This window comes from Sideroxydans sp. CL21 (genome assembly GCF_902459525.1).
Taxonomy (GTDB): Bacteria; Pseudomonadota; Gammaproteobacteria; order Burkholderiales; family Gallionellaceae; genus Sideroxyarcus.
The window spans coordinates 2101293-2117564 of record NZ_LR699166.1 but is presented as its reverse complement, the minus strand read 5'-3'; the positions used below and the strand labels follow the sequence as shown (position 1 = coordinate 2117564).

Sequence of the window (16272 nt, the reverse complement as noted above, 5' to 3'; positions counted from 1 at the left end):
ATTAACCCAGCAGGTGTTTCACCATGTCGCGCTCACCGAGCAATTCATTGTAACTGTCCATCATATGCTTGCGGCCAAGGTCGCTGATGGGCAGATCCTGCACGATGTGGTAACGGCCGTTGCGGCAGGTGACGGGGAATCCGTATATAACCCCTTCCGGAATTCCATAACTGCCATCGGAAGGTACGCCCATACTGACCCAATCGTTGTGATGCGAATGCAATAACCAGTCGTGAACGTGGGAAATGGCGGCATTGGCGGCGCTCGCTGCACTGCTCAGGCCGCGAGCTTCGATCACGGCCGCACCGCGTTTCTGAACGGTGGGGATGAAAGTGCTCTCGATCCAATCGAGGTCTTGCAGCACTTCGGTTACCTTGCGCCCGCGAATTTCGGAGTGTGACAAGTCGGGATATTGTGTGCCGGAGTGGTTGCCCCAGATAACCATTTTCTTGACATCGCGTATCGGCTGGAACAGTTTCAAGGCCACCTGCGCAATGCCGCGGTTGTGGTCCAGGCGCATCATGGAGGTGAAGTTTTGCGGATCGAGGTCGGGAGCGTTCCTCATGGCGATGAGGGCATTCGTGTTGGCGGGGTTGCCGACCACCAGTACCTTTACATGGCGTGCCGCCACCTCGTTGAGGATGCGACCTTGCTCCGAGAAGATCGCACCGTTGGCTTCCAGCAGGTCCTTGCGTTCCATGCCCTTGCCGCGCGGACGGGCACCAACCAGTATTACAACTTCGGCATCGCGGAAGGCGACACGGGGATCGTCGGTAGTGATGATTTGTTGCAGGTTGGGGAAGGCGCAGTCTTCCAGTTCCATCGCCACGCCGTGCAGCATCGCCTGGGCGGGGGGAATGTCCAGCAGTTGCAGAATGATCGGTTGCTCGCGCCCCAGCATGTCACCATTGGCGATTCGGAACAGAAGGTTGTAACCGATTTGTCCTGCGGCGCCGGTAATTGCTACGCGGATTGGTGCTTTCATGGTGTCCTCGCTTGGGGTTAAAAATTTATTATAAAGCCGTATTTATCGAAAGGATTATTAAATATTCAGCATTGAATTATAAATTTTGTACATGCGGAAACTTTATGGTCTTTAATGCTTTTCACTCGCGAAGTGTAGGTGTAGCATCGGGCTCTTGGAATTTGGTTGTGGAAGAAATCAATGAACAAAATAATTAAACGCCGTCCCAAGCATCTCGCTTTACACAAGATTCAATTTCCTCTCCCCAGTTATGTCTCCATCCTTCATCGCGTCAGTGGAGCAGTCTTATTTTTTTCCTTGCCGCTATTGCTGCTGCTATTCGATCAGAGTCTGCGCTCGATTGAAACTTACACCAATCTGACCGAATATCTGGCGCATCCTCTGCTGAAGCTGGTTCTGCTTGGCCTGATGTGGGCGTTCCTGCATCACTTCTGTGCCGGACTGCGCTATTTGGCGATTGATTTGCATCTTCTGCCGACTCTCGCACTGGCGCGTAGCAGCAGCAAATGGGTATTGGCCGTGAGTCTGTCGCTGACCGTTCTGTTGGGAGTGAAGCTATGGTAAATCGTATCGTGACCGGTGCGCATTACGGCTTGCGCGACTGGATGGTGCAGCGAATTACTGCTGTGGTGATGGCAATCTACGCAGTGATCATCGTCGTTTATCTGCTGATGCAGTCGTCCTTCGGCTATGACACATGGGCCGAGTTGTTTTCCGGCAATGTGATGCGCACCTTCTCCATGCTGTTCTTGCTGAGCCTGTTTTATCACGCATGGATCGGCGTGCGGGACATCGTCATGGATTATGTGAAGCCGGCAAGTATCCGTCTGTTGATTCATGTGTTGGTCATTCTTGCACTGGTTCTTTACACGATCTGGTCGGTGCAGATTCTTTGGGGACTTTAATGGCATTGGCGAAAAGAACATTCGATGTAGTGGTGGTGGGAGCCGGAGGCGCAGGGATGCGCGCCGCGCTGAGTTTGTCGGAGGCCGGGCTTAAAGTCGCAGTCCTGTCGAAGGTGTTCCCCACGCGTTCCCATACAGTTGCAGCCCAGGGCGGTATCGCGGCTTCATTGGGCAATGTCAACGAAGACAACTGGCACTGGCATATGTACGACACGGTGAAAGGCTCGGACTATCTGGGCGACCAGGATGCCATTGAATATATGTGCCGCGCTGCGCCGGAAGTGGTGTACGAACTCGAACATTTCGGCATGCCGTTCGATCGTCTCGATAGCGGCAAAATTTACCAGCGCCCGTTTGGCGGTCACATGCAGGAGTACGGCAAGAATCCGGTACCGCGTGCCTGCGCTGCCGCAGACCGCACCGGCCATGCTCTTTTGCACACGCTGTATCAGCAGAACGTCAAGGCCAACACGAACTTCTTTGTCGAGTGGATGGCGCTTGATCTGATCCGCGACCAGGACGGCGACGTGCTGGGTGTGGTGGCAATGGAGATCGAAACTTCCGAGGTGATGATCCTGCAAGCACGTGCCACTCTGTTTGCTACAGGCGGCGCAGGGCGCATATTCTCGGCGAGCACCAATGCGTATATCAATACCGGCGACGGACTGGGCATGGCGGCGCGAGCAGGCATACCGCTTGAGGACATGGAATTCTTCCAGTTCCACCCGACCGGGGTGCATGGTTCCGGAGTGCTGATTACCGAAGGGGTGCGAGGCGAGGGCGGTTATCTGGTGAACAAGGATGGCGAGCGTTTCATGCCGCGCTACGCGCCGACAGCAAAGGATCTGGCCAGCCGCGATGTAGTGTCGCGCGCCATGGCTACCGAAATCAAGGAGGGTCGCGGCTGTGGCCCGCATGGCGACCACGTCATGCTCAAACTGGACCATTTGGGCGATGAAGTGATACGCCATCGTCTGCCGGGCATCCGCGATATTGCGATCAAATTTGCTCATGTCGACCCGTCCAAAGCACCCATCCCCGTGGTGCCTACCGCGCATTACATGATGGGCGGTATCCCGACCAATTATCGCGGACAGGTTGTTGCACCTCACGGTACAGCACCGGAAGATGTCGTGCAGGGCTTCTATGCGGTAGGCGAATGTGCCTGTGTATCGGTGCATGGTGCGAACCGTCTGGGTTGCAACTCGCTGCTCGACCTGATCGTGTTCGGGCGCGCAGCCGCACGACAAATCATTGAGGATTTGAAAAGCAATCCGAATCCCAAGCCGCTGCCTGCCGATGCTGCGGATCGTCCGCTGGCCCGGCTGGCCCGGTTGGAAAACCAGAAAAATGGCGAACGGGTTTCAGATGTCGGGGATTCAATGCGCAGGGTGATGCAGGCGCACTGCGGAGTATTCCGTTTTCCGGATCTGCTGGCTGAAGGCGTGACCAAGATCCGCGAAGTGGCCGAACGCGTGCGCAACACCGAGATCACAGACAAGAGCAAGGTGTTCAACACAGCGCGTATCGAGGCTTTGGAACTGGACAATCTGATTGAGGTTGCGCAAGCCACGATGACGGCAGCCGAGGCGCGCAAGGAAAGCCGCGGTGCTCATGCGCGCGAGGATTTCCCGGAACGCGATGATAAAAACTGGCTGAAGCATTCGCTGTACTACAGCGAAGGTTATAGGCTCGATTACAAACCGGTGCACTTGAAGCCGCTGACGGTGGAATCGTTCCCGCTCAAAGCGCGTGTGTATTGATGAACAACTGATGGGACTACTGGCCATCGACTGACGAAACATGCAGTCAAGTCGCTGCTTAAAGCCATTCCGCTTAAAGAAGCATGCCAAATGGTTGGTTATAGGAGCTAGGCAATGAAATTCAGAATTTACCGCTACAACCCGGACACCGACTCTGCACCTTACATGCAGGACTTCGAGCTGAGCCTGGAAGCGGGTGATGCCATGTTGCTGGATGCGCTTATGCTGCTGAGGCAACAGGACGATAGCATCGGGTTCCGTAAATCCTGCCGCGAAGGCGTGTGCGGATCTGATGCGATGAATATCAACGGGCGTAACGGACTGGCTTGCATCACGGCGCTTTCTTCGCTGAAGCAACCCATCGAGATACGTCCGCTACCGGGCCTGCCGGTCATCCGTGACCTGATTGTGGATATGACGCAGTTTTTCAAACAGTACCATTCGATCAAGCCTTATCTGGTGAACAACGATCCGCCCCCGGAAACGGAGCGCCTGCAATCGCCGAAAGATCGCCTGGAACTGGACGGTTTGTACGAATGTATCCTGTGCGGCTGCTGTTCAACTTCTTGTCCGTCGTTCTGGTGGAATCCGGACAAATTCGTCGGACCGGCCGGCCTGCTGCAAGCCTATCGTTTCATCGCCGATACGCGCGACCAGGATACGGAGGCGAGATTGGACAATCTGGAAGATCCTTATCGTCTGTTCCGCTGCCATACCATCATGAATTGTGTGGATGTGTGTCCTAAGGAGCTGAACCCGACGGAAGCTATCGGCAAGATCAAGGATATGATGGTCAAACGCACGGTATGAAGAAGCAGGAAACAGGATTCGGGATTCAGGATTCAGTAGCTGGACGCGGGGTTTTGTATCCTGAACCCTGCCTTCTCGATCCTGTCGCTTTGGAGCGGGTGCGCTGGCGTTGTCGTCGCGGCTTGCTGGAATTGGATATTGTACTGGGACGTTTTGTTAAGCAACGATACACGATGTTGAACAACGAACAACGAATTATCTTCGATGAATTGCTGGATTTGCCTGATACGGAACTCTGGGATTTGATCACGGGGAAAAAGGAGCCGGCACTTGCGCATCAGCGTGTAGTGCTGGAATGGCTAAAAGAAGTTTGAACGAGGCGAGGGTTGAAAATGGAAAGCAAGCGTATCGCAACATTGACTTTGGATGATGGTCGCAGCATAGAGTTGCCAATTATGTCCGGTACGCTCGGCCCCGATGTGATCGACATCAGGGCCTTGGGGAAATTGGGCGTATTTACGTATGACCCCGCATTTTTTTCCACATCAAGTTGCACCTCGGAGATCACCTTCATCGATGGCGATGCGGGATTGCTGTACTACCGTGGTTACCCGATCGAGCAACTGGCGGAGAAATCCGACTTTCTGGAAGTATGCTACCTGCTGCTGAACGGCGAACTGCCGACGGCTGAGCAAAAGGCCCAGTTCAACTACAAAATCACGCACCACACCATGGTGCACGACCAGTTGGCCCGATTCTTCAACGGATTTCGCCGCGATGCGCATCCCATGGCGGTGATGGTCGGCGTGGTCGGTGCGCTCTCCGCGTTTTACCACGATTCGCTCGACATCAATGACCCGCAGCACCGGGCGGTTTCGGCGCAGCGCCTGCTGGCCAAGGTACCCACCATTGCTGCGATGACGCATAAATACAGTGTCGGCGAACCGTTCATTTATCCCAAGAACAAATTCGGTTTCGTTGAGAACCTGATGTACATGATGTTTGCGACGCCCGCAGAAGAGTATGTGCCGAATCCGATACTGGTGCGCGCGCTGGAACGTATCCTTATTTTGCATGCCGACCACGAGCAAAATGCCTCCACTTCGACCGTGCGTCTGGCCGGATCGAGCGGGGCCAATCCGTTCGCGTGCATTGCGTCGGGTATTGCGGCCCTGTGGGGACCCGCTCACGGCGGTGCGAACGAAGCTGCACTGAAGATGCTGGAAGAGATCGGCGACGTGTCGCGTGTAGCCGAATATGTGCAGGGCGTAAAGGACAAGAAATACAAACTGATGGGCTTCGGCCATCGTGTCTACAAGAACATGGATCCGCGGGCATCGGTGATGCGCCAGACTTGTCACGAAGTCCTGTCGGAACTGAAACTTGAGAACAATAAACTGTTCGAGCTGGCGATGGTGCTGGAAAAGACCGCCTTGAGCGATCCGTACTTCATCGAGCGCAAACTTTATCCGAATGTCGACTTCTATTCCGGCATCGTATTGCGCGCCCTGGGCATCCCGTCCAACATGTTCACGGTGATCTTTGCCGTGGCGCGCACCATCGGTTGGGTATCGCAGTGGAACGAGATGATTGCTGATTCTGAATACAAGATCGGGCGGCCGCGCCAATTGTATCGTGGAGCAGTGCGGCGCGATTTTGTGCCGGTTGCGAAACGCTGAGGGAAGCGAGGTGGATCATGAATGCTCCGGGAACTAACTATCTGCAAATGATGCAAAATACCTCCCTGTTGTCGGGAGGAAACAATGTATTCGTCGAGAGTCTGTATGAAGACTATCTTCAGGATGCGTCATCCGTGCCGACTGAATGGCGCGCCTATTTTGACAAACTGCAATCCGCGAATCTCCAGCGCGACGTGGCGCATAGCCCGATTCAACGGGGGTTCCTGGAGTTGAACAAGCGCCAGGCTGAGCCGCCGGTGCATGCCGATGAGACGCGTAAGCAGGCCAAGGTTCTTCAGCTCATCAATGCCTATCGGTTCCTGGGTGCGCGCATTGCCGAGCTCGATCCGCTGAAACGCCATCCCGCACCGGAAGTGGCGGAATTGAACCCGTCCTATTACGGGCTGAGCGAAGCCGACATGGACGAGACCTTCTTTACCGGATCGCTGGAAGGCGGCAAGCGCATGACCCTGCGCGAGATACTGCAACGCCTTCGCAGGATCTACTGCAGCAGCGTTGGTGCCGAATACATGTACATCAGCAGCGTCGTTGAGAAACGCTGGATACAAGCGCGTCTGGAGGGGGCTGCCGGCGAGCCGCATTACCCCAATGAAACCAAAAAGCGCATTCTCGAACGATTGACTGCAGCCGAGGGACTGGAGCGCTATCTGCACACCAAGTATGTCGGGCAAAAGCGGTTTTCCCTGGAAGGCGGAGACACGCTGATCCCGATGCTGGACCATTTGTTGCAGCGGGCTGGCAATCAAGGCGTCAAGGAGTCGGTCATCGGCATGGCACACCGCGGCCGTCTGAATGTGCTGATCAATACGTTGGGCAAGCTGCCCAAGGAATTGTTTGCGGAATTCGAAGGCATTCATACGGAACATCTGGCTGCCGGCGATGTGAAATACCATCAGGGTTTTTCTTCGGATATCGCCACGCCGGGCGGCCCTATGCATCTCACACTGGCGTTCAATCCGTCGCATCTGGAGATTGTCAATCCTGTCGTCGAGGGCTCGGTACGCGCCCGGCAGCATCGTCGTCACGATGTCAAAGGCAAGCAGGTGTTGCCGATCCTGCTTCACGGCGACTCGGCTTTCGGCGGCCAGGGCGTGAATCAGGAAACGTTCAACCTGTCGCAAACGCGCGGCTACGGTACCGGCGGGACCGTGCATATCGTGGTCAACAACCAGATCGGCTTTACCACATCCGACCCGCGTGACATGCGCTCGTCGCTGTATTGCACCGATGTGGCGAAGATGGTCGACGCGCCGATTCTGCATGTGAACGCAGATGATCCGGAGGCGGTGTTGCTGATCACCGAGATCGCAATCGATTATCGTATGCATTTCGGAAAGGACGTGGTTGTGGACCTGGTGTGTTTCCGCAAGTTGGGACACAACGAACAAGACGAACCTTTGGTCACTCAACCGTTGATGTATCGCAAGGTCAATCAGCACCCGGGCACGCGTGCCTTGTACGCGCAGCGTCTGGTTGAGCGGGGTGTGTTGACTGCGGACGAACCAGATGCGATGGTCGCAGCTTATCGGCAAGCGATGGACGAAGGCAGGAATCCAATACAGCCGGTGCTGACCGAGTTCAAGCATGAATTTGCAGTGAGCTGGTCGAAATTCATCGGCGACATTTCCTGGAAGACGCCAGCGGTGACCAGCGTTCCGCTTGAGCGCCTGCGGCAACTGGCTGGACGTTTGGTCGCGATCCCCGAGAATTTCAAGTTGCACTCGCGCGTGGAGAAAATCATCGCAGACCGTGTCGCGATGGGCAAAGGCGAATTGGCACTGGACTGGGGTATGGCCGAAAACCTCGCCTATGCAAGCCTGGTTGCAGAAGGCTATCCGGTGCGCCTGTCCGGCGAGGATACCGGTCGCGGTACTTTCTTCCACCGGCATGCCGTGTTGCACGACCAGAACCGTGAACAATGGGACAAGGGCTTGTATATTCCGTTGCAAAACATCGCTCCGGATCAGGCCGACTTTATCGTGATCGATTCGATACTCTCGGAAGAGGCAGTATTGGGATTCGAATACGGTTACGCCACCGCCGAGCCGAATACCCTGACTATCTGGGAAGCGCAGTTCGGCGATTTCGTGAACGGTGCGCAAGTGGTCATCGACCAGTTCATCGCTTCCGGCGAAGCCAAGTGGGGCAGGTTGTGCGGCCTGACCATGCTGTTGCCGCATGGTTACGAGGGGCAGGGGCCGGAGCACTCTTCAGGACGTATCGAGCGTTACCTGCAACTGTGTGCCGACTACAATATCCAGGTGTGCGTCCCGACCACATCCGCCCAAATATTTCACTTGTTGCGCCGTCAGATGTTGCGCCCCTATCGCAAACCTCTTGTTGTGTTCACACCCAAGAGCTTGCTGCGTAGCAAGGATGCGGCTTCTCCGATGCAAATGCTGGCGGAAGGAGCCTTCCAGACCGTGATACCCGAAATCGACACAGTGGATGCGGCAAAGGTGAAGCGTGTCATCGTGTGTAGCGGAAAAGTGTATTTCGACCTTGTCAAACACCGCCGTGAAAAGGGTATAGAGAATACCCCTGTCATCCGGCTGGAGCAACTCTATCCTTTCCCGCACGACGAATTTGCGGCGCAGATCGCAGCGTATCCAAAAGCGACCGAAGTGGTCTGGTGTCAGGAAGAACCGGGTAATCAGGGTGCATGGCATCGCGTTCAGCATTACCTTGTTCGCCATATGCGGAAAGGGATGCGTCTCGAATATGCACTGCGTCCATCTTCAGCCTCGCCCGCAGCCGGTTATCTGGCCACACATAGTGAACAACAAAAAGCAGTGATTGAAGCTGCATTCCGTCCCGACCTCGATGTAAAGAACATACCAGGAGCGCACCATGAGCATCATTGAAGTCAAAGTCCCGCAACTTTCCGAATCGGTGTCCGAAGCTTCTTTGCTGACCTGGCATAAGCAGGCCGGCCAGGCAGTGAAGGAAGGCGAGAATCTGATCGATATCGAAACCGATAAAGTGGTGTTGGAGTTGCCGGCAATCAAAAGCGGTGTTCTGGTGAAGATCATCAAAGCTGATGGAGCGAAAGTGGGTAGCGGTGAAGTCATCGCCCAGATCGACACGGCGGCTGTCGCGCAAGCTGCGGCTGAGGTACCTGTTGCAGCCCCGGCTTCCATAGCGGCACCCGTTGCCGCCAGTGTTCCCAAGGCGTCGTCTCAAGCCGCAGCCGTTTCTCCCTCGGCACGCAAAATGGCGCATGCGCTTGATGTGGATGCTGCAAGTTTGCAGGGCAGCGGCCGCAATGGTCTGGTCACAAAGGAAGATGTGTTGGGTGCAGCCCAGCAACCAGCGGCAAGTCAACCAATGATCGCACCAGTTGCCGTGCCTGCCGGTGTCCGCCCCGAACAACGTGTGCCGATGACGCGCATACGCCAGCGTATCGCCGAACGCTTGCTGCAATCGCAGCAGAATTCCGCGATCCTGACCACGTTCAACGAAGTGAACATGCAGCCGGTGATCGAGTTGCGCAACAAGTACAAAGAGGCTTTCGAGAAGAAACACGGCGTCAAACTGGGCTTCTCCTCGTTCTTCGTCAAGGCTGTCGTGATTGCCTTGCAGAAGTTTCCTATCGTCAACGCGTCTGTGGACGGCACGGACATTATTTACCACGGATTTTTCGACATCGGCATGGCGATTGGCAGCGAACGCGGCTTGGTCGTGCCGATTCTGCGTGACGCGGACAAGATGTCCCTTGCGGACATCGAAAAAAGCATCGCTGAGTATGCCGCGCGCGCCAAAGTCGGCAAGATCACAATGGAAGAATTGACCGGTGGTACTTTTTCCATCACCAATGGCGGCGTATTCGGCTCCATGCTTTCCACACCCATCATTAATCCGCCGCAGAGCGCGATTCTTGGCATCCATGCAACCAAGGACCGTCCGGTGGCTGAGAACGGCCAAGTGGTCATCCGCCCGATGAACTATCTTGCGCTTTCCTATGATCACCGCATCATCGATGGGCGCGAAGCCGTGCAATTCCTCGTCACTATCAAAGAAGTGCTGGAAGAGTTTTCGGCACGCGTGTTGCTGGACCTGTAAATGAAGACGTTTCGCGCCTACCGGATTGTTGAGGAAAGCGGTAAATCCGCCGGACGTTTCGTCGAGTTATCTCAGGACGATTTTGACACGGGTGAAGTAGTTATCCGCACGCATTACTCCGGTGTCAATTACAAGGATGCGCTCGCCGCAACCGGGGCTGGCAAAGTCATTCGCCGTTTCCCATGCGTGGGAGGCATAGACGTTGCCGGGGTCGTTGAATCTTCTCAGGATGCACGCTACAAGGCGGGCGATCAGGTATTGGTGACCGGCTATGACATGGGCGTGGCGCATGACGGCGGGTTTGCCGAATACGTGCGCGTTCCGGCAGATTGGATCGTGCCGTTGCCGTCCGGGCTAACCCTGTTCGAGTCGATGGCTTTGGGTACTGCCGGATTTACTGCCGCCCTGGCGATCCATCGCCTGGAACAAAACGAGCTTACGCCCCAAAAAGGCAAGGTGATCGTGACCGGTGCGACAGGGGGCGTGGGCAGTATTGCAGTCCAGATGTTGTCTCAACTCGGTTATCACGTGGTCGCTCTGACCGGGAAAGCCGGCGAGCATGATTACCTGAAATCAATTGGTGCCAGCGAAATATTGGCGCGGAACGAGATCGACATGAAGAGCACGCGCCCGTTGGAAAAAGCTTTGTGGGCAGGTGCACTGGATGCGGTGGGGGGAGATACTCTGGCCTGGCTTGCCCGTACCATGCAGATGGAAGGTGCCATTGCCAGTTTCGGCAATGCCGGCGGTGCCGAGTTGCACACTACGGTGTTCCCCTTCATCCTGCGCGGGGTGAAACTGCTCGGCGTGGATTCCTCGGCGACATTGATGCCATTGCGCAAGCTGATGTGGCAACGGATGGCCAGTGATCTGCGCATCCCAAAATTCGACCAGATCGCCCATCGAATCGCTTTTTCCGAGCTTCCCGAAGCCTGTGTAAAACTGATCAAGGGCGAGGCTCATGGGCGATCTGTGGTGGAATTTGCTCCGAACTAGGAATCGCTCGGTTATAATGCGCGCCCTTTGGAGCCTTCAGTGTTCCGGATGCGGAAGTGGCGGAATTGGTAGACGCACTGGATTTAGGTTCCAGCGCCGCAAGGTGTGCAGGTTCGAGTCCTGTCTTCCGCACCAAAAAGAACTTTAGAATATAACGGTTCCGAAGTTAAAATTCTCCAAGCCACTATACAGGCTACCTGAACCGCTTGATTTGTTGCCATTATGTAGGTTGAGATTTCAGTGTCTGCCTTACCAATTTAGATCCTTCACGACTCTCGATGTCGGCCGTTCATCATAGCCACTCTTGCCTGAAATGATGTTGGACGAAATATGCGAGGCCCACTTTTATGGACGGGATGCGGCAATAATTTCAACAGAGCTAATTGTTTCCATTGAGACTAAAAGAACTCGTATTCCAATCTGGCCAATAGAGTTCTGTCAGGAGCACCCAGGTTAATGCCATGAACTACGCCTAGGCTATATTCCAGTTCGTTTCCCGCATCGGTCCGGATTTCCCCATAAAGCACCGGCCCGATTTGATAGGAGTTGTCATTGGGGCGGAAGTAGACTTCGATACCGGGCGAAAATGAAGCCTTGTTAAAGTCCATTTTATAGCTAACGCTGTAGGCCGAGCGGAACGCATACACTCCGCTAGCTGCGCCACCAACTTGTTTTTCCAAAATCAAATTCAGACGCTGATCAATATGTCCGGACCACTTTTCCAATAGCGCCCCAAATTCTGTGTTGCTTATTACTCCGGGTTGTTTATTGTGAGCGTAAGCCGCCAAAAACCCAACGTCTGCCCAGTATTCGCCCCGATCAGTAAGTTGAAATGTATTTTCGAATTCATAACCTGAAGGATGCGTTGTTGCGCCAGGATCGCGATTGAATTCGCCGACATATATCTCCGGTTTCCACCAACTGGTTACCGCATGTGCTACCGATATGTTGTAACCACTCGCACCATTGAGATTGCTGCGACCATCCTGCGAGCTGAAACCATATGCTTCTACTTCGCTTTGCCCTTGAACCACATAAGGCGAATAGACGATGAAGTCGTTGTCCGCACGAGCCGTACTTACTGCCAGACCTGTCATGATTGCAAGCGTGGCAATTGGTGCAATTAATCGATTCCGTTGCATAAATATTCTTCCATTCATATTCTGTATGGTTAATGAGGAAATCTATTCCTTGAATAAAATTGCTTGAATTACATCTGTGAATTAACCTGGATTTTCAGCGGCCTTTACCTGTTCACTTCGTTTTTTTCCAGACAAACGCATCAGAATCAGGATCGTCAGGAATGTGCCGACATAGAACACGACCTCAATGCCTGACGGACGGGCAATGTAGCCCACCAGAATATGCAACAGCTGCCCGAGCAGGCTGGTTTGGCTCAGTATGTTTGAAGTGTTCCATAGCCCGTTTCCCAATGCCGGCAACAGGCCGACCTGATTCAGGAAGGCAGCCGCTTGTGCTGAAAGCCCGGCTGCAAGGAGAAGGATCAGCCAGCTCGTGATTGAAAAGAAATGCCGGACGGGGATGCGCAACAAGCCGAGGTACAGCAACAGCCCTGCCATAACGCCAGCGACCACGCCTCCAAGACCACCCATAACCATATTCAAGCTTTGCTCGCCGCTGGTGGCAATGGCCCAAAGAAAGAGCACCGCTTCGGATCCTTCGCGCATCACCGCTACCATTGTGATGACCATTAATGCCGCCAGAGGACGTTGACCGGATTGAACGGCTGAACCGACTTCTTTTATGTCAGTTGAAAATTGCCGGGCGTTGGAGCTCATCCATACGTTATGCCATGTAAGCATGACTACAGCACTTAGCAGAATCGCCGCGTTGAGAATTGCTTGTCCATTACCGGAAAACTCCGAAGAAGCAACATTGGCCAGGATTGCAACAATGGATGCACCGAGCAAACCCAGTGCGACACCACCGATTACCCAGCGACCCCGACCGGGAATCCCTCGACTCGCGCCAAGCACGATTGCAATGATGAGCGCCGCTTCCAACACTTCGCGAAACATGATGACTGCCGTTGCAAGCATGTTCAGTTCTCCTTTCTGACGGCGGGTTTCGCCATAATCGAACCTTGCATTTCGTGGTCGAAGTCATTAAAGAACTGGTAGCTTCCCGGATCCATCGGCCCGATATAAATCGTCGCTTCTCCATGACCCGGCACAACAACCTCGCGCGAAAGGTCATAGCTTTCGAACTCGGCCGGAATAGCATTCAGATTGCGGACTAACAATTTCAACTTGACGCCGGACGGGAGTACCAGCTGGTTCGGTTCGAACTTGCCGTCGCGGATCGTCAGCACGGTTGGTGCTTCATCTGCAGCAAGCGCAAAGCTGTTTATGGCACATGCGCCGACCAGCATAATTGGTAGTAAAAATGGAATCCGCATAATTGTTCCTTTAGTTGGGAATATGAATCAGCTGATGGTAATAGTAATCATTCTCATTTGCATTTGCAACTGCATTCATATATTATTTTCAACATTCACAGAAAGCGGGGAGTTTCACCATGGATCATTTGACTCATCTCAAGACGGCCGGGCTGAAATCCACCCTGCCGCGTCTCAAGGTGTTAAACCTGTTTGGAAACGGAAATGAGCGCCATTTAAGTGCCGAGGATGTCTATAAAAAACTGCTGGCCAGCGGCGACGACGTGGGGTTGGCTACGGTTTACCGGGTGCTGACCCAGTTTGAGCAAGCCGGGTTGCTGATAAGACACCACTTTGAAGGCGACAAGTCGGTGTTTGAATTGAATGAAGGCAAGCATCACGATCACATCGTGTGCCTGCAATGCGGAAGGATAGAAGAGTTCTACGATGCGACCATCGAGTCGCGACAAAAGAAAGCTGCTGCCGACCGTGGGTATTCAGTTCACGATCATTCGCTCTATATCTACGCCGATTGCATCAAGCCGAAGTGTCCGAATAAACCCTGATGCAGATTGGCGATCTGCCGGGAGAGATTAACCTGCGCGTGCAACCTCGGCCCGGCTAGTCACCGGCCAGTTCAGTTCGGTTGCCGAAATGCGCCAGCGCCTCCGGATTCAACAACGCCTCGAGATTTTTTACCGGCTCGCCGTGAATCACGTTGCGCACGGCAATCTCCACCAATTTGCCACTCTTGGTGCGCGGCATGTCGGGCACCGCAAGGATCTTCGCCGGCACATGCCGCGGGGTCGTGTTTTCGCGGATGGTAGATTTGATCCGTTTTACCAATTCTTCGGTCAGAACCGTGCCCTCGCGCAGTCTGACGAAAAGCACGATGCGCACATCGCCGAGACTGCCGGGTGGCCAGGTTTGAGCGATGACCAGTGACTCCATTACCTCCGACAGACGCTCCACCTGCCGGTAGATTTCTGCGGTGCCTATGCGTACGCCGCCGGGATTGAGTGTGGCGTCCGAGCGCCCATGAATGACGAGGCCGCCGTGCTCCGTGATCTCGCAGAAGTCACCGTGGCACCACACCCCCGGGAAGCGTTCGAAATATGCGGCCCGATATTTGGCACCGTCGGCATCGTTCCAGAATCCCAGGGGCATCGAAGGGAATGGCTGGGTGCAGACCAGTTCGCCCTTCTCTCCGCGTAGGGGTTTGCCATTGTCATCGAAGACATCCACCGCCATGCCAAGTCCCCGGCACTGGATCTCGCCGCGCCTCACCGGCAAGATCGGGCTGCCCAAAACAAAGCAGGAAACAATGTCGGTGCCGCCGGAGATCGACGATAGCTGTACCTCAGGTTTGATGGACCGGTACACGAAATCGAATCCTTCCGCCGACAGGGGACTGCCGGTTGAGAAGATCGCGCGCAAGGCAAAAAGATCGAAGCGCTCCCTCGGCACCAGCCCGGACTTGGCCAGGGCGTCGATGTATTTGGCGGAGGTTCCGAAATGGGTCATGCGTTCTGCTTGCGCATAATCGAAAAGGACGCGGCCTTCGCCGACGAAGGGATTGCCATCGTAGAGCAGGAGCGTTGCGCCGCTGGCGAGCCCGCTCGCCAGCCAGTTCCACATCATCCAGCCGCAGGTGGTGAAGTAGAACAGCCGGTCACCTTCGCGTATATCGCCGTGCAATTGGTGTTCCTTCAGGTGCTGCAACAGGGTGCCGCCCGCGCCGTGGACGATGCACTTGGGCACGCCGGTGGTGCCCGAGGAATACAGGATGTAGAGAGGGTGATCGAAGGGCAGGTCGGCGAAATCAATGGTATCCGCCTTGGTGAAGGGCGCGACGAACTCCCTCCATCCCGTTGCCTTGGGGATTGCGTCGTACGAGCTCGCTTCGGATACGTAGGAAACGACGATCACTTTCTCGACCGTGTGAAGCTGGCTCGCAACTTCACCCAGCTTGCCCAGCACGTCGATCGTCTTGCTGTTGTAGAAGTAGCCATCGACGCCGATGAGTACTTTGGGCGTCACTTGGCCAAAGCGATCCAGTGCACCCTGTACGCCGAAATCGGGAGACGCGGAGGTGAAAATCGCACCGATGCTCGCGACGGCCAGCATCGCGATTATCGCCTCCGGCATGTTGGGGAGCCAGACGGCCACGCGATCCCCGGCTACAACGCCCAGCTTGCGCAGGGCTGCAGCCAGTTGCGCCACTTCGCTGTGCAGTTCCTTGCGCGAAAGTCTGCGCTGTACCCGATCCTCGCCCCAGAATACCAGCGCATCTGCATTTGCCGAAGGGCGCAACAGGTTCTCGGCGAAATTGAGCTGTGCATCCGGGAACCAATGCGCACCCAGCATTCCCTGTTGCGGATCGCGCTTCAGGATGCACTTGCCCGGCTCGCCGATGACGCCGGCAAAATCCCAGACGGCACGCCAGAACGCTTCCGGTTGTTCTATCGACCAGCGCCACAGTGCCTCATAGCCTTCCAGCTCGCCGGCAAGGGGTTTCAAATTGTGCATGAAGGCCGTAACGCGCGCGGCGGCGACTTTTTCGGCAGACGGTGTCCAGCAGAGATCGGTCATGGTGTTTTTTATATCGAAACGAATTTTGAATTCATCATGGATGCAGTACTGCAAATTTTCGGATTTCAGACTCCATCTTCATGTTGACAGCCGCCACACAGAACACGAGGCGACTGTCGTT

General features: G+C 54.9%; 15 protein-coding genes and 1 tRNA gene. 11 read left to right on the top strand and 5 right to left on the bottom strand.

The features are described from left to right. Position 1: 1 nt before the first annotated feature. Positions 2–985, bottom strand: a complete 984-nt coding sequence (locus QOY30_RS09870; RefSeq protein WP_283744444.1) for a malate dehydrogenase — start codon at positions 983–985, stop codon at positions 2–4. Between the two features lie 180 nt (positions 986–1165). On the opposite strand from QOY30_RS09870, the gene sdhC reads away from it, so the two are divergent. The 10 genes from sdhC (at position 1166) to QOY30_RS09820 (ending at position 11296) form a co-directional block, all read left to right on the top strand. Next, the gene (gene sdhC / locus QOY30_RS09865) at positions 1166–1549 is read left to right on the top strand and encodes a succinate dehydrogenase, cytochrome b556 subunit (protein WP_283744443.1); all 384 of its coding nucleotides are present in this window, start codon (positions 1166–1168) and stop codon (positions 1547–1549) included. Beyond that, positions 1543–1890: a succinate dehydrogenase, hydrophobic membrane anchor protein gene (sdhD, locus tag QOY30_RS09860; protein WP_283744442.1), complete on the top strand. Its 348-nt coding sequence runs from the start codon at positions 1543–1545 to the stop codon at positions 1888–1890. The genes sdhC and sdhD overlap by 7 nt, the downstream gene beginning before the upstream one ends. Continuing rightward, positions 1890–3653 carry a succinate dehydrogenase flavoprotein subunit gene (sdhA, locus tag QOY30_RS09855; RefSeq protein WP_283744441.1) on the top strand — a complete coding sequence of 588 codons (1764 nt, stop codon included), beginning with the start codon at positions 1890–1892 and terminating at the stop codon, positions 3651–3653. The genes sdhD and sdhA overlap by 1 nt, the downstream gene beginning before the upstream one ends. Positions 3654–3767: 114 nt before the next feature. Further along, the gene (locus tag QOY30_RS09850; RefSeq protein WP_283744440.1) at positions 3768–4463 is read left to right on the top strand and encodes a succinate dehydrogenase iron-sulfur subunit; all 696 of its coding nucleotides are present in this window, start codon (positions 3768–3770) and stop codon (positions 4461–4463) included. Continuing rightward, complete coding sequence (locus tag QOY30_RS09845; protein WP_283744439.1) at positions 4460–4777, top strand: FAD assembly factor SdhE; 318 nt, start codon at positions 4460–4462, stop codon at positions 4775–4777. The genes QOY30_RS09850 and QOY30_RS09845 overlap by 4 nt, the downstream gene beginning before the upstream one ends. An 18-nt stretch (positions 4778–4795) precedes the next feature. After that, positions 4796–6082 carry a citrate synthase gene (gltA, locus tag QOY30_RS09840; protein ID WP_283744438.1) on the top strand — a complete coding sequence of 429 codons (1287 nt, stop codon included), beginning with the start codon at positions 4796–4798 and terminating at the stop codon, positions 6080–6082. Between the two features lie 47 nt (positions 6083–6129). Next, the gene (locus tag QOY30_RS09835; protein ID WP_283744437.1) at positions 6130–8967 is read left to right on the top strand and encodes a 2-oxoglutarate dehydrogenase E1 component; all 2838 of its coding nucleotides are present in this window, start codon (positions 6130–6132) and stop codon (positions 8965–8967) included. Beyond that, positions 8954–10165 carry a 2-oxoglutarate dehydrogenase complex dihydrolipoyllysine-residue succinyltransferase gene (gene odhB / locus QOY30_RS09830; protein ID WP_283744436.1) on the top strand — a complete coding sequence of 404 codons (1212 nt, stop codon included), beginning with the start codon at positions 8954–8956 and terminating at the stop codon, positions 10163–10165. Before QOY30_RS09835 ends, odhB begins: the two co-directional genes overlap by 14 nt. After that, positions 10166–11161, top strand: coding sequence for an oxidoreductase (locus QOY30_RS09825; RefSeq protein WP_283744435.1), 996 nt, complete (start codon positions 10166–10168; stop codon positions 11159–11161). 50 nt (positions 11162–11211) lie between these two features. Then, a tRNA-Leu gene (locus tag QOY30_RS09820) sits at positions 11212–11296 on the top strand. A 263-nt stretch (positions 11297–11559) separates the two neighbouring features. Here QOY30_RS09820 and QOY30_RS09815 read toward each other — a convergent pair. From QOY30_RS09815 to QOY30_RS09805, 3 genes are all read right to left on the bottom strand, one after another. Continuing rightward, on the bottom strand, positions 11560–12303 hold the full coding sequence (locus QOY30_RS09815) for a hypothetical protein (protein WP_283744434.1): 744 nt from the start codon (positions 12301–12303) through the stop codon (positions 11560–11562). A gap of 81 nt (positions 12304–12384) precedes the next feature. Then, positions 12385–13221, bottom strand: coding sequence for an FTR1 family iron permease (locus tag QOY30_RS09810; protein ID WP_283744433.1), 837 nt, complete (start codon positions 13219–13221; stop codon positions 12385–12387). 2 nt (positions 13222–13223) lie between these two features. Then, positions 13224–13580: a cupredoxin domain-containing protein gene (locus QOY30_RS09805; RefSeq protein ID WP_283744432.1), complete on the bottom strand. Its 357-nt coding sequence runs from the start codon at positions 13578–13580 to the stop codon at positions 13224–13226. 119 nt (positions 13581–13699) lie between these two features. Between QOY30_RS09805 and fur the strand changes: the two genes are divergently transcribed. Then, the gene (fur, locus tag QOY30_RS09800; RefSeq protein ID WP_283744431.1) at positions 13700–14125 is read left to right on the top strand and encodes a ferric iron uptake transcriptional regulator; all 426 of its coding nucleotides are present in this window, start codon (positions 13700–13702) and stop codon (positions 14123–14125) included. Positions 14126–14180: 55 nt separating this feature from the next. On the opposite strand, the gene QOY30_RS09795 is transcribed toward fur, so the two are convergent. Next, positions 14181–16151, bottom strand: a complete 1971-nt coding sequence (locus QOY30_RS09795; RefSeq protein ID WP_283744430.1) for an acetoacetate--CoA ligase — start codon at positions 16149–16151, stop codon at positions 14181–14183. Positions 16152–16272: the final 121 nt, after the last annotated feature.